The following is a 21,145-nucleotide window of genomic DNA, read 5'->3' as shown; positions in this document are numbered from 1 at the left end:
TACTTAATGTGATAAATTTTTTTGTGTCTGAATCTAACTAAAACGATTCGCCACCCTCAAAACATCGATGCCACCTTGGTAACTTTTCCACTATGTTTTACATGCGCATCATTTTTTAAAGACTTTTTAAATTTTCATCTATGATAATGATATCAATAAAAAAGCGATTGTCTCATTGATTTGAGACAATCGCTTTTATCGTTCTAAGATAAATTTTGCTACTTGCTTACCAGCCTGCCGACCGAATACAACTGTTTCAGAAATTGAATTGCCACCTATCCGGTTATCGCCATGTAGCCCACCCGTTACTTCACCAGCAGCATATAAACCAGGTACTGTGCCGTCTGCCTCGTTTAAAACTTCACTCAAGCTATTAATTTTTATGCCACCCATTGTGTAGTGTATAGCCGGCTTAATGTGAATTGCGTAATACGTTGGCAGAGTAATACCACGCTCCATGCCTGCCTGACGATTAAATTGCGTATCCTTGGAACGCTCTTGCATTGTATTCCAATCAGCCACTGTTTGTTCTAAATTAACCCCATTCATATCTATTTTTTCTGATAATTCAGATAATGTATCCCCGGATACAACTAGATTCATGGCAATATAGAAATCAACTGCTTTAAAGGCTTGTCGAATACCTTCATCAAATATTAATGTTGCACCATTTTGCTGCAAGTCATTAATAGCTTTTGTCACTGTATCACGTGTAGCCATCTCATTAACAAAACGTTTCCCATTCTGATTAACTAAAATAGCGCCTGCACCACGTAATCCTTCGCCTATCAAATAGACATGATCCGTTTCTTGTTGCGCTGTCGGATGAACTTGAATTTTGTTCATATCTACTACTGCACCACCAACACTGGTTGCTAATTTGATCCCATCGCCAGTTGCTCCAGGATGATTTGTTGTCCGTAATTTTAATAATTCAGGTGTATATTGCGATAACATAGCCTGATTTCGCGCAAATCCACCACTAGCAATTAATACTGCTTTAGCGTTAATTATTTTTTTACCTATTTGGGGATGATCAATTTCTACCGCAGATATATGTTCATTCGTTTTAATCAAAGATAATACCTGTGTTTCATTAAATACAGGTATGTGGTGTGTCATCAACTGTTTCTGCAAACCTGTTACTAAGTAACTCCCAATTGCGGGCGCATCAGCCGGTCGATGTGCCCTTTTTTTTGACATACCACCAGTTGCTATAAGATCATTTAATAAAATATTATGGTGAGACAGCCATTCAATTCCGGACTCAGTATGTCTCACAAAATATGACAGCAACTCTTTATTATTACTGCCTTTGCCACCTTTAAGTGTCTCCTCATAAAATAATTCTTGGGAGTCAATGACTTGATGATTCAATTGTGTTAAGGTTTCAACCGCATTCATACCAGTTGAAGCACGCATCGAATTGCCACCTAAAACAGTGAGCTTTTCAAATATGGCAACATCTAACCCTAACTCTTGTGCCTGAATAGCGGCGCACATCCCCGCTGAACCAGAACCAATCACAACAAAATCATATGAATTTTTCAAATCATCAATGTTCGCGCATTCAAAGTTGAACTTAACCATAGTTGTTCTCTCCATTTTTCCTCAGCATCTGAACTGAAATTATTTCTGCCAAACAAGTGATTGAATTGCTCGTCTAACATGCAATATACTACAAACACAACAATAAGTATCATCATGCAATTAATTGTGGTTGTAAAAAATAGCTATTACAGTCCTGTATAACGTCATGCCTTTGTCTTGATAGTTGAACAATCACAATAATTAGCATTGATACGTTTATTAGCTGTTTTTTTCAGCTAGTACTTTTTGCTGATTATATGTAATGGTTTTAATAAACGCTGCCATGTCAAAAATATCTCTATCCGTAATACTTCCAATTTGATTGTATATTTTGATCTTAGATTTTAATATCTGCCTTCTGCTTCCCAGATCAACCCATGACCGTTTATCAAGACCTGCCTGCTGCCAATCCTTTAATGGATAATACTGAGCCTGAATATAAGCTGATTTCTTTTCAAATTGCGAGGTAATACTAAAAAATTGTAATACTTCATCGCCTTCTTTATAAACTAAAACAGGACGTGATTTACCACCTGATTTATCAACAAACCTCACAAACAAGCTAATAACATCGTTCTTATCAGTCATCTTCATCTAACCATGACTGAATCTTTTCGTCGGTATCTAATACTTCCACCGTAATATTTTTTGTCGCTTCTATAAATTGTCTCGTTGCTATTTGACGTGGTGTCAGTTTAACTTCAAAAGGCATACCACCATTTGAGATTAATGACTTGAAAAACATATTAATCGCTACTGTTGTGTTGAGGCCCAAACTATCAATGATCTCTTCTGCCTGATCCGCCACTTCTCGGTCCAGTTGAATTTGTATACGCTTCTTTTCTTTTGTTGGTGTAATATTTGCCATGATTAATTCTCCTTTTACTTCTATATATTCATAATATCACAAAAACACTCACATTTGTGTAAATGTGAGTGTTTTTGTGATATTATTTTGATTAACTTTTTAACTGATAATCCCATTTCGAAAACTCAAACTATCTCAAAATATCAATCAAATTCTTATTACTTGCCGTTTTAGCTGGTAATATACCAAACACTAAGCCAACAATGGTTGATGTGCCAAATGCTAATAAGAATGTCGATAGAGAGACACTCGCCTTAAACGGCAGAAATGCAGAGACACCCATTGCCACACCAAGCCCTGCTAGGTAACCAATCATACCGCCACTCAAAGTTAACATGACAGCTTCTATTAAGAATTGCCATAAAATTTGTTGTTGCGATGCACCTACTGCCATACGAATACCAATTTCTTGCGTACGTTCACTCACAGCAATATACATCATGTTCATCACACCAATACCAGCAATAAATAGTGAGATACTAGCCACAGCAACAATAAAGTACGTAATACCCTTAAGTACTGCACTAACACCCTTCAACATGGCTGCCATGTCATAAAATTCATATGAACCAGCATTATGTTGCGACCCACTACTGTTCAATTGATTCGCAATTTTTTGCGTTTCTTTTGATACATTAGCACCAGCAGCAAATGTTAGCTTCAATGTGTTTGCCGAAACGTCGGCGTTGTTTGCCTCAAACACTTGGCGCGGCACAACAACATCATAGTTATTATAACTGCCACGCATGGCATCGTTACTAATAATACCAACAATTGTGTATGTCGTCCCATTTAATTCAATACCAGCATTCAAAGCATTTTTTGTACTTTGATAACCTTTTTTAGCCATTGATTGACTCACTAAGGCCACAGGATTGCTAATCAAACTATCTCTTTTACTAATACCATGGCCAGAAATTAAATGATCATTATTTGCGTTCTGGCTCAAATAAACAACTGGTGATATTTTTTTACCATTGACTAACCCTTCAGTGGATAAAATACCATGATCATCTGATTGGACGTTCGCATGACTAACTTTATTATTTTCACGGATACGGTTCAAATCATCATCACTAAACCCTGAAACTTTGCTCTCATCTTTTGATACAAAATTAATTTCAGTTGACTGTTGACCACTACTACTAGCTTGCAAATTTTTCATCATCGCTACCCGTGCACCATCTCCCAATGCCAAGATAGTAATTACGGAAGCAATACCAATAATAATGCCGATCATAGTCAGTATACTACGTCGTTTATTCGACAATAGTGATCGAAAAGCACTCACAAATAATTCACGTATTTGCATGTTGCACCTCCTCATCACTCTGTATTCGACCATCTAATATTTTGATCAATCGATTTGTTTCACGTGCAACATTTTCATCATGAGTGACCATAATAACCGTTGTCCCATGATTATTCAATTCTTTAAACAACGCAATGATTTCTGCAGAAGTAGCCGAATCTAGCGCACCTGTTGGTTCATCTGCTACTAAAAATTTAGGTTTTGTCACAATTGACCGAGCAATCGCAACACGTTGTTGTTGCCCACCAGAAAGATTTTTTGGTAGTTTGTGGTAACTACCAGGTAATCCCACTTGTGCCAAGACTTCATTGACACGCGCAACAATATCGCGACGCTTCATGCCAGCATACAATAGCGGTAAGCCTACGTTTTCACCCACACTTTGGTTTGTAATGAGCTTAAAATTTTGAAATATAAACCCGACCGATTGATTACGCAACTGTGCATGTTGCTTGCGATTCAGTTCACTCACAACCACGTCATTAAATGTATAACCACCTTCAAAATGTTGATCCAAAAAGCCAATAATGTTGATTAACGTTGACTTACCTGAACCAGACGGCCCCATAATCGCGACAAATTCACCAGCTTGAATGCGCAAATTAATGTCATGTAATACTTGATAATTATCATTACCTTGACGATAACTTTTACTAATCGCTGATAAATTAATCATTGATCTTCTCACCATTTTTTAAATGACTATCTGGATTTAAGACAATCTTCTCATCCTTAGCAACACCTGACTTAACGATATAGCTTGTCCCTGACTTAGTAACATCAGCGTTGATTCGACTAGCCTTACCGTCAATCACTTTATAAAGACTACCTTTATAAACAGCACTACTTGGCACCTTGAGATCATTTTGTGGGACTTTCACTTTCACACTTTGTCCGTATAAAAAGCTGTCATTCACATGAGCAGAAAATGGATAGTAGGTGGTACCTTTACTTTGTTCTGCAGGAATTTGGTCAATTTTATCAATGGCTGTTGTTTGGTTTGGCGTCCCATCAATGGCACTCACAGTTACCTTATCGCCACTGTGAACCTTATTATAATCATACTCTGACACAGTTGCCTGTAACATTTTTTCGGTCGTGTTCATTGTTAAAGCAGGCAAACCATCTTTTGTATTATTATCAACTGACACAATACCATCAAAAGGTGCTGTCACATTCACATTGAGCTTATTTTGTAACTCAACTAGCTTATTTTGCGCATCTTGTGCATCTGCGTTGGCATCAGTAACAGCTTGCTGTGCCTGAGCTATACCATCTTTTAGTCCAACTTTAGATTCTGGATCTGCTTGATTATAGCTCTGCTGTGCACTTTTTAATGCACTGGCAGCGCCGTTAACCGCACGATTAGATTTAGAAATCATATCGTTTTGATTATCGATTGCTTCTTGCATATCTGTATTTGTTACCGTCAGTAAAATGTCCCCATTTTTAACAGTTTGACCATTATTAACATTAATCTGTTGTAACTTACCAGTGGGTATATTCAGTGTTTGTGTCTTGCTGGCAATGACTTTACCTGACATTGATAAGTCAGGTGATGTGGCCACTGTGTAAGTTTGATATCCTGCTTTTACAGTTGCTTCCGACTTATGTGTCATTTTTTGATACGTTGTCACACCAGTCACTGCTAATAATGCAATAGCGACAACACTACTCGTGACAATTAAAGTTACTTTAGTTCGTCGTTTCATACTACTCCCCTCAATACTTGTGAATTCAGTTGGTTATGCTTTAAGCAATGCGCCAGATACAACGGCCATTAAAACGGTCAATACAACCATAATCACCACGTAAATGATTTGTGTACGTTTTGTAATAATCTTTTCTTGACGTAAAATCAATGTGTAAATCACTGCACTAACAATACCGCTAATCGTTGTAGCAATTGTGTTTTCTGATTTGTATAAGCTCAGTACAGTTACTAAGAATACATTGATGATAGCAAATGGTAGCTCACTCGTAGCTGTTGCATACCATGATGTTAAAAATGATACGGATTGCTTGCCTTCTTGTCCAAGCTGTGACAACCAAATAAATAATTTATTAAACAATGCGCCAACAATTACACTGACGATCCCAGACACAACTGCTGAAATCATCATGAATTGTGATGCTTTTCCGTCAATCTTAACCCCATTAACTTCTGTCACACCAAGCGTGCTCATCACACCAATACCCATAATCACTAATGTTGCTACAATAGCAATCATAACTTTGTTCTTCTTACTCATGTCTTTTTTCTCCTTTGTAATGCGTTCGTCAAAAAACCAATAGTAATATTATATCAATGTTTGCTGTAAATTTATACCTAAAGTGGCTACAAAGACGAGATATTGTGATTTTATATGCAAAATTTAAGTATATTTTAAATAATTATGATTTAATGGTATTAACAGTTTTGTCTACTTGATATAAAATTCACGAATAAATACTATTTTATGATAAAACAGCGATTGGAAAGTAACCGTATGACCTCATTTCTTTTCCGTATAACTATAAGTGGCTTATTAACATTATTAACCGGCAGTTATCTATTTTTTTGCTCAAGCGAACTAACTAACAGTACTATTTTTTGCATTATTTTAGCTTTATTAATCAGTGCCAGCTTATCTGGCTCTGCTATTGCTGACATTATTCAAGAAAAAATTTAAGACACAATATGATTAATTAAGAAAATAACACATACAGTGACATCATAAAATACCGTGTAGTCTGAACATTAACTTTCAGGCTACACGGTATTTTGATTTCTTTCTAATTTATACAGTACCACGATGATTATTTAGACAAAATAATTTGTCTAAATATATCATCTAATGTTGGCGTCTGTAGGCGGTATCCAGTGACAATGCGTTGTTTGAGTTGCTTTTCTAAAAATAATTTTGCTTCTTGTTCATTGTCAAAGGTAATCATAAACCCTTCATCATCTTGCTTGGCATTTAAATTCATAAAGTCTGAATTTTTGAAATTACCTTCTATATATAATATTTTTTTACCAAAATTACTACGAATTGTATTTGTTTTCCCATTTAAGATTGTTTTCCCATTTTTTAACATCATTATCTTATCAGATAATAAGTTGACATTACGCATATCATGTGATGAAAAAATGATGGCAGCCCCTTTATTTCTTATATATTCTATAGATGTTATCAATAGATCTGAATTAACTGGATCAAGTCCTGAAAAAGGTTCATCAAGAATCAACAATTTTGGTTCATGAATAAAAGATGAAATCAACTGTACTTTTTGTTGATTACCCTTAGATAATGTTTTTATTCTGTCATTTTTTTTTCCTTTTACCTGTAATTTTTCCATCCAAAAATCTATTTTGTCATCAATATCAGACTCGTAATAGCCATGAAGTTTAGCCATATATTTTATGCCTACGCTAATTTTTTGTTCCTCATAAACACCACGTTCCTCTGGTAAAAATCCAACATTATCCAAATCTTTATAACTTAATTGATGGTCATTAAAATAGATGCTTCCTGAATCAGGTTTTAAAAAATTTAGTATCATTTTGAAAGTAGTTGACTTTCCTGCGCCATTTTGGCCAATCAACCCCAATACCTCTCCTTTTTCGAGATCTAGCGATAATTGGTCAACAACAGTATGATTATCAAATTTTTTAGTTACATTATTAATTTTTAATACTGTCATAAGGTCACCTTTTTGACTAAGAGATTAATTGCCATATTTTCCGAATAATATTTTTATTATCAAAGTTTAAAGCATAGTTAGCATAAACATTACTAGCTATCCAATACAAAACTAAAACGCATACAATAGATATACTAATTGCTATATAGCCTGCTAAATAACTTGTTGCGTGACTAGCAATGCGCATAGGCATAATGTTTTGAGATGCGAATGGCAAAAACGATAGTATTTTTATTATCACATTATTAGGCATCATTGAACCAGCTAAACTAATCCCATAAGGCACTAACAATAGAAGTGATGACAGGTTCGTAACCTGAGGAATATCCTCTACTTTTGAGACTAATGATGCCAATAATGCTGCTAATAAAACATATGTCAGTAGGGCTATCACCATAAGAGTAATAGAAATAATAATATACTGATAAGAAATATTTTTCAAGATATCTGCTGACACAAAATGATTAACATGCAGTACCGGATTTAATATTTTTACAGCGATGACTATTAATAGATAACAAAGCAGTTGAAATATCAACAAATATATAGTACCTAAAATTTTCCCAGCAAATTGAACTTTCGCTGAAACAGCGGACAAAACTGATTCAATAACATGTCCACCTTTTTCACGTCCTATTTCTGAGCTAATAATGTTAATATAACTACCTATAAGAACAAAAATTATAATCGTACAAATGTTACTAAACATCTGAACATCACTTAACCCATTAAAACTATTATTTGAAACATCATTATCACTTGAAACAACCGTCATATCATAATTTGGTGGCGAAAACAGTTGATTAAGTTTGTTAACAGATAGATTTTGCTTTTTTGCTTCAAAGTTAATCTTTAATGCATTAATATCTTGTTTAATAGCCGTTTCTGGAAATGCCTTATCAGAATAAGTATTTCGAATGATAGAAACGCTATCAAAATTATTGGATATTTTAATAGCTGCATCTATGGAACCACCATCTTTAACTAATACATTTAATAAATTATCATCTGCTTTGACATATTCAAGATGATATGAGCTTGCATGTTTATTTAAAAGTTGCTTTTTTAAAGATTCTGGCGCACTAATAGCCACATATGGTTTTTTATCTTTAGCATCTTGACTTAAGTACTGAGTTAGACCAAAAATAACAATCAGTAATATGACTGGTGCAAAAATCATCCAATAATATGATATTTTCACAATTTTAGTTTTAAAAACTTGCCAAGCTATGGTTTTAATTCTTTTAAACATTATCAATTCCTATTTTTTTAATATATTACACAACTTATTATTGCACTTTTTGTGAAAAAAATCGATAATGAAATTCAGATGGTATGCTTAACAAGCTATGTAACTATCAAATCTAGGTAAAGGAGATTTGATACCATGCCAATTATCGTTTTTGGAGCAGCTACAGCCGCAGCAATGTTGTGGCACATTCCTAAAGCCAGCTAAAAACACTTTTTTAGCTGGCTTTAGTGATTATTTAAACATGCTCATCGCTATCTAAAAGAAAGAACAGGTTCCCTTAAAAATTGGGTGCCTGTTTTTTAATTATTATTACACGCTCATCTTACGCATTTCAAAATAAACACTTTTCTATTTATTTTTTGACTATATTCGATTTTTTATTGGCAACATACCTATTATTACCAATTAACGCACTGATTGTAATCAAACACCCAATAATTTCAAAAGCTGAGACCTTATAACCGTTGATAATCATGATAATAAACGCCACAATTGGCACTAAGTTCATAAATAAAATACCATTTATAGGGCCAATCACCCGATTCCCCATATTCCAAGCAAATACTGCAATAACCCCGGCTAACATAATCATATAGACCAACGCATTTTTAACACCGCTTACTTGGGTCATGGTTGGTACTTTTAACCAACCTGCTGCTGTCGTACTCCTAAGTCAATAGTTCAATTATGCGATGCACAGCACTGATTCGTTTATCATTTTAGGGCACACTAACTAGCCAAACGATATTAGTTATACAAAGTCACAGTCCGAACTATTGACTTAGAAGCATATTTTTTGTTTGCAAACGATTATAGACTTTTTTGGGGGGACTAAACATATGATATACTATACAGGCAAGCAAGTTAGGGCGTTGGTGAGTCTGATAGCTGGAGGTGGTGCTAATGAGCAATACTTTTAGTTATATGAAAGGATAACACCCAACATGGTCTTCTGGACCACGGTAATTGTTTTGGTTACAGCATTGCTACGAAAGTAGTTGAACTACTCATAGCCGTGATTGACAAGGCTAAAAAATAGCCAAACAAAAACCCCTTAACTTTGAGTGAGTACTAGGGGTTAAAATTCTTTATAAAATTTAACTACCACCAACGCCTAAGCGGGTTTGTGATTTAAAAAGTACGTGTTCCTAGCACGTGCTTTTTCTTATGTCTTAATTATAGCATAATTAGAATAAAACTGTTCTTACACTGACCTCTCAGATTATTTTCTTTCTAGAAAAGAATTAAAATCTCAATTGTGACCTTGTAAAATAACCAAGGCATCAGTTCGAACTATTTAATTAAGAGCAATATGATTTCACAAAAAAACCCTATGATTTATAGGGATTTTATGGTCTAAATGCCAGGCAGCTTATTATCAAGTTGAAATGTTGTTGTTAGATGCTTAGCAATTGGATATAAATCAGGAATGTAAATACTTGCCAATCCATTCAATACCTTAACAATGGTAACATCATGAACATTCTTAAACACTTCTGGCTCTAATTCCTGATAAAAAGTTTTAAAATCAGCTATACTATATTTACTAATGTCATTATTATGTACTAACTGATGTGTTTTTGTTAGTACATTTAAAAAAGTCTCCTCAGTGCCTCCAAGGTCCTGTATAACAAGTGCTATTGATACTGGTTTGATATACGAATCCCCTAAAAATGTTGCCATTTCCATTAATATTTGCCCTTGTAATCTAACATCTTCTAACATTTATATACCTCAAATTAATAATGAAACTGCCCCAGCCAAAGCATTAGCAATACGTCCGGATTGTTGCGTTCCCAAACTTCTGCAAACAGCATTAAACATAGGTATTATTTAAACATATATGGCATACGTAGGTCAATACTTTTTTGTAAAAAAAGTATTATCTCAGAGCGATTTTCTATTTAATTTTTGACTATAGTCAACTTCTTATGTGCAACATAGCGATTATAACTATTATTACCAATTAACGCACTGATTGTGATCAAGCAGCCAATAATTTCAAAACCTGAGACCTTATAGCCATTGATAATTATGATAACAAATGCCACAATTGGCACTAAGTTCATAAATAAAATACCGTTTATTGCACCAATCACGCGATTCCCCATATTCCAAGCAAATACTGCAATAACTCCAGCTAACGTAATCATATAGACCAACGCATTTTTAACACCGCTCACTTGTGTGATGGTTGGGACTTTTAACCAACCTGCTGCTGTCGCAACAACTAATACCACAATCACTGAACAAACACCTAAAATTGCGGTTAGCGTCGAGTAACGTAAAATCGACCACTCAGGAAAATCCGCACCACTTTAAATGTTTTTGAAATATTAGGTAATAACTGATTATTTTGTCTATACAATTTATTGATTCACAATTGTAAATAATGTAAATCCTTACACTATTTACATAAAACAGTTTACTTTTTTATGTGAATTGGTTATCATGGTATTATGATTTAAATAATAAGGGGGCTAAACGCATGATTTATTTTGACAATGCATCAACTTCGTTTCCAAAACCTACTGAGGTTATTGATGGTGTTCATAATTTAATTACGAATGCATCTGGTAATGCAATGCGTACAACTAGTACAGAAGACACAGATATTGTGTTTGAAACACGAAAAAAATGGCAAAACTGCTAAATGTTAAGTTCCCAACAAGTATTGTCTTTACTTCCAATGCTACTGAATCTTTGAATACTATTATTGATGGATACTTAAAATTTGGGGATCATGTTGTATCTACGGCAATCGAGCATAATTCAGTAATTCGACCGTTAGTAAGATTGGAAAAAGAACGTGCCGTAGAAATTTCATGGGTTCCTGTTGATAAAATTGGAACCATAAATCCTGATGACATTTTTAATATGATAACCACTAAAACGAGATTAGTTATTGTCAATCACGCTTCAAATGTTACAGGGACTATTCAAGATATAGAATCAATTGGACGTCGTTTACAAAAGTATCCCAACGTCAGGTTTTTGATTGATGCTTCTCAGACAGTCGGCCACATTAACATTGATAATGAAGTAATTAAAGCCGATTTTATTGCTTTTACTGGACATAAAGCCCTCCTAGGAATCAGTGGTGTAGGCGGTTACTACATCAATCCTGAAATTCAAATTAGACCCATAAAGGTTGGGGGCACAGGAGTTTTATCAGAATTACTGGTACAGCCTGCTGGTTCGCCACTTCACTATGAAAGTGGCACGATGAACATGATAGGGATTGGCTCTTTATATTACGGTATTAATTATTTAAATAGAATTGGTATTGAAAATATTTCTCGGGACTTACATGTTAAAACAAGAAGAATAATTGAACAACTTTCTACTTTTAAAGAAATAACATTGTATTCTCTCCCTAACGCTTCCGGAATAGTATCATTTAACATTAATGGCATTATCCCTTCACGTTTATCCACCTTCTTAGCCGATAATGCATCTATTAGTAATCGTTCTGGTTTAATGTGTGCACCATTTATTCATGAATTTATTAAAACTAACCCTTTTGGTTGTGTCCGCATCAGCTTATCACATTTCACAACGCAAGATGAAATCAAAATTTTCATTAATTACATCGGTCAAATAATTGCTGATCTTGATAAAGTTAAAAATATTAATATTCCAGTCGTATATTCAAATCCTAGTATTTATGATTTCCAAAAAAAAGAGGTTTAAAAACATGCCTAGTATTACAGATTTTTGTACATTTTGTGGTCAAAACGAAATGGAAATTTATCACCGTACGGAAAATTTTACAGTTTGGTTAGCATTGGGACAAATTACTGAGGGTTACTCCCTTATTATTCCAAATGATCACTATAATTGCATTGGTTCCTTACCAACGGAACTTCAAAAAGAATATATAGATCTGAAACAATTAGTTCGAGAAAAGTTAACTGATACATATGGCCAAATTATTTTTTATGAACATGGTCGTGCAGGATATTGTAACGTACAACCTGGTGAACAACTTTGTTACCATGGTCACACGCATGCTGTACCATTGAATATTAATTTGGTTAATTCAATGGCAACCGAGGGACTTTATCCAATAAAACTCAACTCTCCTACAGACATATTTTCAAAATATTATGAATTAGGACACTACTTATATTTCGAAAATACAGAAAGTGAAGCCTATATGTTTCAAATTAATCAACCAATTCCTCGACAATACCTTCGCAAATTAACTGCTGAAGCTATTGATCGTCCTGAGCTGGCTGATTGGAATAAATACCCCGAATATGATACTCTAAATGCCGCTAGAGCTAAGCTTATTCCCCTCTTTTCAGAGAAAAAAGACGTCTAGCCTTTGAGAAGGATAATCCCCCAATGGAAAATAGTGCAATATATTTAATACTCTTTGCTGTTTTATCAGCATTATCTCGCGGCGTTATTACAGTGATTGACCGCTATCAGATGGGCTATCGTAAAAGCTCTGTTATGGTTGTCAATTTTTATAATAACCTGTTAAGCATGTTATTGGTCACAGGTCTATTGGGAATTGTTGTTGCGCGATATGGCTTTGGATTATCGTTCACGCCATTGTTAATGTTTCGTTTATTAATTTATGCCGGACTAGTTCAGGCTGTAGCATATGGCTACAGTGCTATCTTTAAAAAAGTAACAGTCATGGAATCTGTGTTGTTGAGTAAATTAACAGATTTTATTATTCCACTAGGTATTTTTGCAACAACTTGGTATTTTAACTGGCATTCATATATTATCTCCATTGTATCAACCTTGTTAGTCATTTGGTTATTTTATTCAACGACTCAAAAATCAACCAATAACAGTCAAACATTATTTAAGTATTTTTGGTTGATTGGTCCCGTTTTAGTTATTCAGGCTGCAATATCACCGTGGTTAGTGACCGACATTAAAACGACTCACGCATTAATTATTTTTACTATTTTAACAATCTATTTACGATTTTTAATCACATCAATTGCCCTTTTACGTAGCAAAAAATATCTACCTGGCGGTAAAAATAAAATTTCAAAACATATTTTAATGTTGTACAGTATAAGAGCAATACTAACAATTGTTGCTCAATTATCTTTCACATTAGCAACGTCAAGTAAAAACTCAAGTATTGCATGGGTTTTCTTAAATATGACATCATTATTTAGCGTTGTCATCTCAGGCGTTGTGTTGCAAGAAAAAGTTCGACTACGAGAGTTTTTGGTTCTGATTATAATCGTATGCTTAGGTATACTCACTAGCTTTATATGAATGATCTATTTTATAAAAATCAAAAAGATGACACAACTTATCATGAAATTGTGCCATCTTTTTGTTACCTGAAATTTAATTTTTAACTGTATTTAACTTCTTATGTGCAACATAACGATTATAAATATTATTACCAATTAGCGCACTGATAGTAATCAAACACCCAATAATTTCAAAAGCTGAAACCTTGTAGCCATTGATAATTGTAATAACAAACGCCACAATTGGCACTAAGTTCATAAATAAAATACCGTTTATTGCACCAATAACCCGATTTCCCATATTCCAAGCAAATACTGCTATAACCCCGGCTAACGTAATCATATATATTAACGCATTTTTAACACCGCTCACTTGTGTGATGGTTGGGACTTTTAACCAACCTGCTGCTGTCGCAACAACTAATACAACAATCACTGAGCAAACACCTAAAATTGCGGTTAGCGTCGAGTAACGTAAAATCGACCACTCAGGAAAATCCGCACCACCGGCAGTATATATCACCCAGCATAAAGCGCCAAGTAAGATAAATACGACTGCTAACAGCGTATTATGTCCCGATATTAAGACACTAATATGCCCTTTAGTCACAACCATAAACACGCCAATTGCTGCGATAACCATTGAAATAAGTGATGCTACAGTTGGCTTTGCGCCACGATATAGCCATCCTACTAAAACACCCAACAATGGTTGAATAGCCATCATGACAGAGGCAATAATGGAACCAGGTTGTCCCGCAAGCTGTTGTCCTAAGAACACAAGAAAACTAAATCCTGCAAAGGCCGCAGTCCCAAACACCCAAAGTTTAATGGCATGCCCTTCTGTTTTGAATGCTTTGGGACCTTCCACAATAACCAGAATAATTGCAAAAATGATAGCAACACTCCCATAACGTAATAATGTAAAATAAAATGGATCCATAATTTTTAATGCTGGTGCCATGACTGGAAACATACCACCCCAAGACAACACTGCTATTAAACACAAAATTAAGCCGTACACATATTTCTTAGACATATTTAAACCCTCCTAGGCTTGATTATTACGATTGCTTTCATCTCGACAACCTTGTTAAAAGTTTATCATTGTCCCTTGCAAAGCGGAATTAATGATTTATAATAGGAGGTTATAACGTTATTGCATATGTTGGTAGCGTTTTATCAAGGGGGGAATTTATGGTAACTGATACTTCTTTTAATATAGAACTGTTATACGTTTTAGTGGCTGTCAATGATGCTCACAGTATCAATAAAAGTAGTGACACTTTAATGATGACGCAACCAGCTATTAGTAAAAAAATTAAGCAACTCGAAACTTATTATGGCAAACAACTCTTTTTAAGAAGTGCTCAAGGTATGACTTTAACTTTGGCCGGACAAAATCTCTATTTAGAAGCCAAAAAATTAATCCAACAATTCGAAAACATGCATGACATGATGACTGAATCTCAAGTGTCCCTGACTGATTTAAAATTGGGTTCTTTAGATAGTATTGCTTCCAATATGTATCCCAATTTTTTTAGTCATTATTTATCTGACTTAAAAGAAGTCACTTTGACGAATCAGATTTATGAACTCATTACACCATTTAATTCAGGTCAACTAGATGCTATTTTAATTGACCACGAGTTTAGTAAAGAATTTACCGGTCAATTCGAAGAAAGACAGTTATTTGAAGAACCATATTATTTAGTCTATGCACAAAACAATAAGAACCTAGCCACTCTCAACAGACCGACACTAGATGCAACTGATCTGAATCACTTAAAATTACTCATGTACCCAAAATACTGTCCCATTCATCAGAGAATAAGCCAAATATACCAGACAAATAGTAAACCCTTACCTGATATGGTTGAAATAGATTATAGTGAATCTACGATCGCTATGGTTGCAAATTCTGATTATGTGACAATTCTACCAAAATCAGTCGCCGTTAATAAAGTAACCCAGGACCCGACACGCTTAGCAATGAAACAGCTGTCCGAACCCTTTACCAGAACTGTCTCCCTGTTTACACGTGACAAGGCCACACGTCAATTAATCCATGATATGTTAATCAAATCCTAACGTCAAAGTCATCCTTTTGGATGACTTTTTTTATATCATAAAGCAAATTACTTTGACAACCACAGTAATTTGCTTTATGATATAGTTAGAATACATAGAAAGGTGACGATATGGCTATTTCTAAAGATCTTATTCGTGGGCATACTGACACGATTATATTAAATATCCTTAGCCAAGGCGATTCCTATGGCTATCAAGTTTCTAAATCCATTCGTCTGTTAAGCCAGCAACAATATGAACTGAATGAAGCCACACTATACACAGCGTTTCGGCGTTTAGAAAAAGGTGGCGCCATCGCAAGTTACTGGGGCGACGAGACACAAGGTGCTCGGCGAAAATATTACACAATCACGACGTCTGGTCAGCAACATTTGACGACTGCTTTGCAAGAATGGGGCTTTGCTAAAGACGTTATCAGCAACTTAATTACAGGCAATCTAAACGAAGGAGCATCATTATGACATCAATCGAAATGGAAATACGGACACGTTTGGACGTCATTTTCTCAAAATACACGCCAAACACACAACTCACTGAGTTTAAAGAAGAACTTGTCGCCGATTTGATGGAAGCCTACCAAGATTTTGCTAAACAAGACAAATCTCACGATGAGGCACTTGATGATGCATTTGCACAATTAGGTGATATTGATATGGTTCTACGTGATTTAAGTCAGACAACCAAAACAGATGATACAAATCATGATGACGAGCCCAAAAAAGCCCCCTTTATTGACATTTCAGACGATGGCTTTCATGTTGGTAACTTACATATTGATGGTCGTGGCGTTCGTTTAGGTGATGACATTGTGATCGATGGTAAAAATGACAAAGTGCAATTTGGTGATTGGTTACATGTCGATCATGATGGCGCGCGGGTTGGCAAAAAATATTACAAGTTCGACGATGACAGTAATATGAATCAAGCACACTTTGATGAAGACGAGAAACATACTTCTGCGCCAACTTGGGCTGCTGCTCATCATAATGCCCAAATTCCTATCAGTGATAAGCAATTTGTGTTTGATTATAGAGATGCTGTTGTTAATTTTTATACCAATGATAAGACAGATCTCATAACCGTCGATGAATACTTTAATCGCGACAATGCGCGTTATTTTGCCAATATTGAAGAAAATAATGAGCGCATCTTAGTGTCACAAGGTGATCATCCCCTGTTGTTTCACGTACGCACTTTAATTAATATTGGCTTTCCAAAAAGCTTTGATACTGGTTATATAACAAGTATTAACCACAGTGGCCGTGTCGTCGCTCAAAATTTAACACTTGGTACGTTTAATCTAGTCATTCACTCTGGCAGCTTTACTGGGCAACAAATAAAAGCTACCAATGCCGCTTGGGAGCTACATTCCGGCGCAGTAAAAGTTGACAGACTCAATTTTGAAAAAGCAGAAATATTTGGTAAATCTGGTAGTATCAAGATTAAAAACGCCACAATACCTCATGCCAAAATCAGCGCGACATCTGGATCTATTCAAGTGGATAATTTTATTGGCGGTGGGCAATTTAGCGCAAATTCTGGCCCCTTACGGTTACGTATAACTGAGTTAACTGATGATCTGAAATTGCATGCTCACTCTAGTTCACTTCGTGTTACCGCACCAGAAACACAACATTTTAATTTTGATCTATCTTCTAGCAACGGGATTGTATCAATTGAACGTCATGACAATATTCATTTTGATAAAAATATAACGAATTATAAACGTGGATTTTATGGTACTAATCCTCAATTTACAATTGATGCTAACGTTAATTCTGGGACAATTAAGGTGTATTAGAGCTAATAACCTCATAATGCACAACTGAAAGGAATTCATATGTCCATGAAAGAATATTACCATCATAGCCACTCATCACATGGTATACAAGCATACGGCGTTGGTTTCATGCTTGCTGCTGGTATTGAATTTGCAACATCTCATGACTGGTTTTCAGCGCTTTGGCATGCACTTCTCAGCTGGATTTCAGTTGGTTACTACATTGCCGATACATTACAGCACATTATTAAATAAGGAGTATTAATCATGACAAAAAAGAAAACATTTACACGTTCACGTAACAATCGCATGATTGCCGGTGTTATGGGAGGCGTAGCTGATTATTTTGGTTGGAATGCAACTTGGTTGCGTATTATATTCGTATTGATTTCATTTTTCTCAGCAACATTTCCTGGCATTTTAGTTTATATTCTAGCTTGGATTATCATTCCTGATGCACCAAAAAAAACAAACTACTATTCAACAGAATCACGTAAAGATGTCACACCAGACAATGATAATCGCCCTTAATATTGCATAAGCAAATTTACCTGTCTTCTCGTATCATATACTATCATAAAATATTAAGGAGACACGTTATGTTCAGCTACCTCGCATCCCTTTTTACTAATAAAAAAGGCCTATCATAATAAAAACGCGATGACTATATAGTCATCGCGTTTTTATTATAATGCAACAATTGAAAATTAACCTACTAATACGTATTAATCTTCAGTTTTTTCATCAGATTCCGTACGGTTCAATAATTCTGTTACTTGTTCAAGTTGTTGATTATTCAGAGGTGTTTCACGTGAAACATCTTCTTTTGTATCATCAGCAATTATCTCTTCATGTTCGACCTTTGCTAATGTTGCTACTTTAGCGCCATCTTCAAGACGAATTAACCGTACACCTAATGTTGCACGACCAGTTTGACTGACAGATTCGGCAGTAAATCGAATCATTACGCCTTGCGTTGTAGTAACCATGATATCTTCATCACCGTGAATAATTGTCATACCGGCTAACGTACCATTTTTTTCAGTAATATTAACTGTTTTGATACCTTTACCACCACGACCCTTAATTGGATACTCACTAACTGGTGTTTGCTTACCGTAACCTTTTTCTGTAATGATCAAAACATTATCATTGATATTCACAACATCTGATCCAATAACCAAATCACCATCACGTAATCGAATACCACGGACACCTGCTGCAGCACGACCCATGATGCGAACATCATCTTCCGTAAATCTGACAGAATAACCATCTTTGGTAGCAATCATAATACTTTGCGTACCATCTGTAATTTCAACAGACAACACTTCATCGTCTTCACGTAACGTTAATGCTTTCAACCCATTCGTGCGAATATTTGAAAATTCACTGACAGCTGTTCGTTTAACAACACCTAAGCGTGTGACAAAGAACAAATAATCTTTGCTTTCGCCAGCTTCGCCACGAACATTAATAACTGTTTGTATTTTTTCGTCACCTTCAAATTTAAGTAGGTTGACAACGGGAATCCCCTTAGCCTGACGACCGTATTCAGGTACTTCATAACCCTTCATTCGGTAAACTTTGCCTTTGTTTGTGAAGAATAGTAAGGTGTCATGCGTTGAGGTAGCAACCATTTGATCAACAAAGTCTTCATCATTGACGTTGATACCTTGCACACCACGGCCACCACGATTTTGCGCTTTAAATTCAGCCTGTGGTACACGCTTAATATAACCATTGCGTGTCAAAGTGACAATCACATCTTCTTCTTCGATTAAATCTTCATCTTCCAAATTGGTCACATCGCCAACTTGTAATTCTGTACGACGTGCATCCCCAAATTTTGTTTGAATTTCTAATAATTCATTATAAATTATTTGATCAACACGTTCTTCATGTGCCAAAATATCTTTCAAATCAGTAATTAAAGCAACTAACTTTTGATATTCGTCTTCAATTTTATCACGTTCCAAACCAGTTAAACGTACTAATCGCATATCTAAAATGGCTTGTGCTTGCTTATCAGATAGTGAATAACCATCAATCAAGCGTGTCTTAGCTTCTTCTGAAGTTGCAGATGAACGAATGATACTGATAATTTCATCAATATGATCTAAAGCTATGCGTAATCCTTCAAGGATATGGGCACGTGCTTGTGCCTTTTGTAAATCAAAAGCTGTACGGCGACGAATAACTTCACGTTGGTGAATTAAATAAGCGACTAAAATTTCTTTGAGGCTCATTGTCTGTGGTTTCCCACCATTAATGGCCAACATATTGAAACTAAAGTTTGTTTGTAGCAATGTCTCTTTGTACAAATTATTTAAAATAACACTAGCAGAGGCATCACGACGCACATCTATTGAGACACGTAAGCCATCTCGATCAGATTCATCACGAATCCCTGTGATACCTTCAATACGCTTATCACGGGCTAATTCTGAGATACGTTCTATTAAACGCGCCTTGTTGACAGCATAAGGCAATTCTGTCACAATAATTTGTTCTTTACCTGTTTTTGTTTGTTCAATATCGACTTTTGCGCGAACAGTCACTCGGCCACGGCCGGTTTCATAAGCACGTCGAATACCTGACTTTCCCATCACAATCCCACCTGTTGGGAAGTCTGGTCCAGGAAGTGCCTCCATTAAGTCCAGGGTGGTCGCTTCTGGATTGTTCATCAAAATATGAAGCGCCGAAATAACTTCGGCCAAGTTATGTGTTGGAATATTTGTCGCCATACCAACTGCAATACCAGTCGCACCGTTAACTAATAAGTTTGGGAAACGTGCTGGTAGAACTTCAGGTTCCCGTTCTTCACCATCATAGTTGGGTATAAAGTTAACCGTGTCCTTGTTTAAGTCGCGTACCATTTCCATGGCAACTTTCGACAAACGCGCCTCAGTATAACGCATAGCGGCAGCACTATCACCATCGACAGAACCAAAGTTACCATGGCCATCAACAAGCATATGACGATATGAAAACGGTTGGGCCATACGGACCATTGATTCATAAATTGCTGAGTCACCATGCGGATGATACTTTCCCATAACATCACCAACAATACGTGCTGACTTTTTATGTGGCTTATCCGGTGTATTTCCTTGCTCAATCATTGAGTATAAAATACGGCGATGGACAGGCTTCATACCATCACGAACATCCGGTAATGCACGCGCCACAATGACAGACATAGCATATGACAAAAATGATGTTTTCATTTGTTCTGACAAATTCGCATTATGAATGCGCGAATCATTTTGTTCAGACATTTTTTACTCCTTATAACGTTATTCTGCAATTATGTACTGCCAATTGGCAGTTG

General features: G+C 35.6%; 21 protein-coding genes and 2 pseudogenes. 9 read left to right on the top strand and 14 right to left on the bottom strand.

The features are described 5' to 3' along the window. Positions 1–195 precede the first annotated feature (195 nt). The 12 genes and pseudogenes from K5Q14_RS07490 to K5Q14_RS07435 all read right to left on the bottom strand — a co-directional run. Positions 196–1,590 (bottom strand): flavocytochrome c, encoded by a 1,395-nt coding sequence (locus K5Q14_RS07490; protein WP_220735183.1) that lies wholly within the window; start codon positions 1,588–1,590, stop codon positions 196–198. A 219-nt stretch (positions 1,591–1,809) separates the two neighbouring features. After that, positions 1,810–2,178 carry a toxin-antitoxin system, toxin component, MazF family protein gene (locus K5Q14_RS07485; protein WP_220735182.1) on the bottom strand — a complete coding sequence of 123 codons (369 nt, stop codon included), beginning with the start codon at positions 2,176–2,178 and terminating at the stop codon, positions 1,810–1,812. Then, positions 2,171–2,458 carry a type II toxin-antitoxin system RelB/DinJ family antitoxin gene (locus tag K5Q14_RS07480; protein WP_220735181.1) on the bottom strand — a complete coding sequence of 96 codons (288 nt, stop codon included), beginning with the start codon at positions 2,456–2,458 and terminating at the stop codon, positions 2,171–2,173. The genes K5Q14_RS07485 and K5Q14_RS07480 overlap by 8 nt, the downstream gene beginning before the upstream one ends. Positions 2,459–2,588: 130 nt before the next feature. Then, positions 2,589–3,770, bottom strand: a complete 1,182-nt coding sequence (locus K5Q14_RS07475) for an ABC transporter permease (RefSeq protein WP_220735180.1) — start codon at positions 3,768–3,770, stop codon at positions 2,589–2,591. Then, complete coding sequence (locus tag K5Q14_RS07470) at positions 3,757–4,446, bottom strand: ABC transporter ATP-binding protein (RefSeq protein ID WP_220735179.1); 690 nt, start codon at positions 4,444–4,446, stop codon at positions 3,757–3,759. The genes K5Q14_RS07475 and K5Q14_RS07470 overlap by 14 nt, the downstream gene beginning before the upstream one ends. After that, entirely contained in the window at positions 4,439–5,482 is a 1,044-nt protein-coding gene (locus K5Q14_RS07465) for an efflux RND transporter periplasmic adaptor subunit (RefSeq protein WP_220735178.1), read from the bottom strand. Before K5Q14_RS07465 ends, K5Q14_RS07470 begins: the two co-directional genes overlap by 8 nt. Before the next feature lie 33 nt (positions 5,483–5,515). Then, on the bottom strand, positions 5,516–6,022 hold the full coding sequence (locus K5Q14_RS07460; protein ID WP_220735177.1) for an MFS transporter: 507 nt from the start codon (positions 6,020–6,022) through the stop codon (positions 5,516–5,518). A 547-nt stretch (positions 6,023–6,569) separates the two neighbouring features. After that, positions 6,570–7,454 (bottom strand): ABC transporter ATP-binding protein, encoded by an 885-nt coding sequence (locus K5Q14_RS07455; protein WP_220735176.1) that lies wholly within the window; start codon positions 7,452–7,454, stop codon positions 6,570–6,572. Positions 7,455–7,470: 16 nt separating this feature from the next. Continuing rightward, positions 7,471–8,706 (bottom strand): ABC transporter permease, encoded by a 1,236-nt coding sequence (locus K5Q14_RS07450; protein WP_220735175.1) that lies wholly within the window; start codon positions 8,704–8,706, stop codon positions 7,471–7,473. A 352-nt stretch (positions 8,707–9,058) separates the two neighbouring features. After that, positions 9,059–9,367 (bottom strand): annotated as a pseudogene (locus tag K5Q14_RS09795) (EamA family transporter); the annotation flags it as partial. 695 nt (positions 9,368–10,062) lie between these two features. Next, positions 10,063–10,431, bottom strand: a complete 369-nt coding sequence (locus tag K5Q14_RS07440) for a hypothetical protein (protein WP_220735174.1) — start codon at positions 10,429–10,431, stop codon at positions 10,063–10,065. A 179-nt stretch (positions 10,432–10,610) separates the two neighbouring features. After that, positions 10,611–11,021 (bottom strand): annotated as a pseudogene (locus tag K5Q14_RS07435) (EamA family transporter); the annotation flags it as partial. 173 nt (positions 11,022–11,194) lie between these two features. Here K5Q14_RS07435 and K5Q14_RS07430 point away from each other — a divergent pair. From K5Q14_RS07430 to K5Q14_RS07415, 4 genes are read left to right on the top strand one after another with little or no spacing between them, the layout of a single operon-like run. Continuing rightward, positions 11,195–11,359 carry a hypothetical protein gene (locus tag K5Q14_RS07430; protein ID WP_010385127.1) on the top strand — a complete coding sequence of 55 codons (165 nt, stop codon included), beginning with the start codon at positions 11,195–11,197 and terminating at the stop codon, positions 11,357–11,359. Further along, positions 11,344–12,399 (top strand): aminotransferase class V-fold PLP-dependent enzyme, encoded by a 1,056-nt coding sequence (locus K5Q14_RS07425; protein WP_220735173.1) that lies wholly within the window; start codon positions 11,344–11,346, stop codon positions 12,397–12,399. Before K5Q14_RS07430 ends, K5Q14_RS07425 begins: the two co-directional genes overlap by 16 nt. A gap of 4 nt (positions 12,400–12,403) precedes the next feature. After that, positions 12,404–13,033, top strand: coding sequence for an HIT family protein (locus K5Q14_RS07420; protein ID WP_220735172.1), 630 nt, complete (start codon positions 12,404–12,406; stop codon positions 13,031–13,033). A 23-nt stretch (positions 13,034–13,056) separates the two neighbouring features. After that, complete coding sequence (locus K5Q14_RS07415; RefSeq protein ID WP_220735171.1) at positions 13,057–13,959, top strand: hypothetical protein; 903 nt, start codon at positions 13,057–13,059, stop codon at positions 13,957–13,959. Positions 13,960–14,034: 75 nt separating this feature from the next. Here the strand turns inward: K5Q14_RS07415 and K5Q14_RS07410 are convergent, their stop codons facing one another. Beyond that, on the bottom strand, positions 14,035–14,979 hold the full coding sequence (locus K5Q14_RS07410) for a DMT family transporter (protein WP_220735170.1): 945 nt from the start codon (positions 14,977–14,979) through the stop codon (positions 14,035–14,037). Positions 14,980–15,137: 158 nt separating this feature from the next. Between K5Q14_RS07410 and K5Q14_RS07405 the strand changes: the two genes are divergently transcribed. The 5 genes from K5Q14_RS07405 to K5Q14_RS07385 all read left to right on the top strand — a co-directional run bounded on the left by K5Q14_RS07405 (position 15,138) and on the right by K5Q14_RS07385 (position 18,342). Beyond that, positions 15,138–16,031, top strand: a complete 894-nt coding sequence (locus K5Q14_RS07405) for a LysR family transcriptional regulator (RefSeq protein WP_220735169.1) — start codon at positions 15,138–15,140, stop codon at positions 16,029–16,031. A 110-nt stretch (positions 16,032–16,141) separates the two neighbouring features. Continuing rightward, positions 16,142–16,492: a PadR family transcriptional regulator gene (locus tag K5Q14_RS07400; protein WP_220735168.1), complete on the top strand. Its 351-nt coding sequence runs from the start codon at positions 16,142–16,144 to the stop codon at positions 16,490–16,492. Then, on the top strand, positions 16,489–17,832 hold the full coding sequence (locus K5Q14_RS07395) for a DUF4097 family beta strand repeat-containing protein (RefSeq protein WP_220735167.1): 1,344 nt from the start codon (positions 16,489–16,491) through the stop codon (positions 17,830–17,832). Before K5Q14_RS07400 ends, K5Q14_RS07395 begins: the two co-directional genes overlap by 4 nt. 45 nt (positions 17,833–17,877) lie before the next feature. Further along, positions 17,878–18,066 carry a hypothetical protein gene (locus K5Q14_RS07390; protein WP_220735166.1) on the top strand — a complete coding sequence of 63 codons (189 nt, stop codon included), beginning with the start codon at positions 17,878–17,880 and terminating at the stop codon, positions 18,064–18,066. Between the two features lie 12 nt (positions 18,067–18,078). Beyond that, a complete protein-coding gene (locus K5Q14_RS07385) occupies positions 18,079–18,342 on the top strand; it encodes a PspC domain-containing protein (protein ID WP_220735165.1) in 264 nt (87 codons plus the stop codon). 194 nt (positions 18,343–18,536) lie between these two features. On the opposite strand, the gene gyrA is transcribed toward K5Q14_RS07385, so the two are convergent. Next, positions 18,537–21,092, bottom strand: a complete 2,556-nt coding sequence (gene gyrA / locus K5Q14_RS07380; RefSeq protein WP_220735164.1) for a DNA gyrase subunit A — start codon at positions 21,090–21,092, stop codon at positions 18,537–18,539. Positions 21,093–21,145: the final 53 nt, after the last annotated feature.

The organism is Leuconostoc inhae (assembly GCF_019656015.1).
Classification (GTDB): domain Bacteria; phylum Bacillota; class Bacilli; order Lactobacillales; family Lactobacillaceae; genus Leuconostoc; species Leuconostoc inhae_A.
The sequence above is the reverse complement of the archived record's forward strand: the minus strand, read 5'-3'. Positions and strand labels throughout refer to the sequence as shown.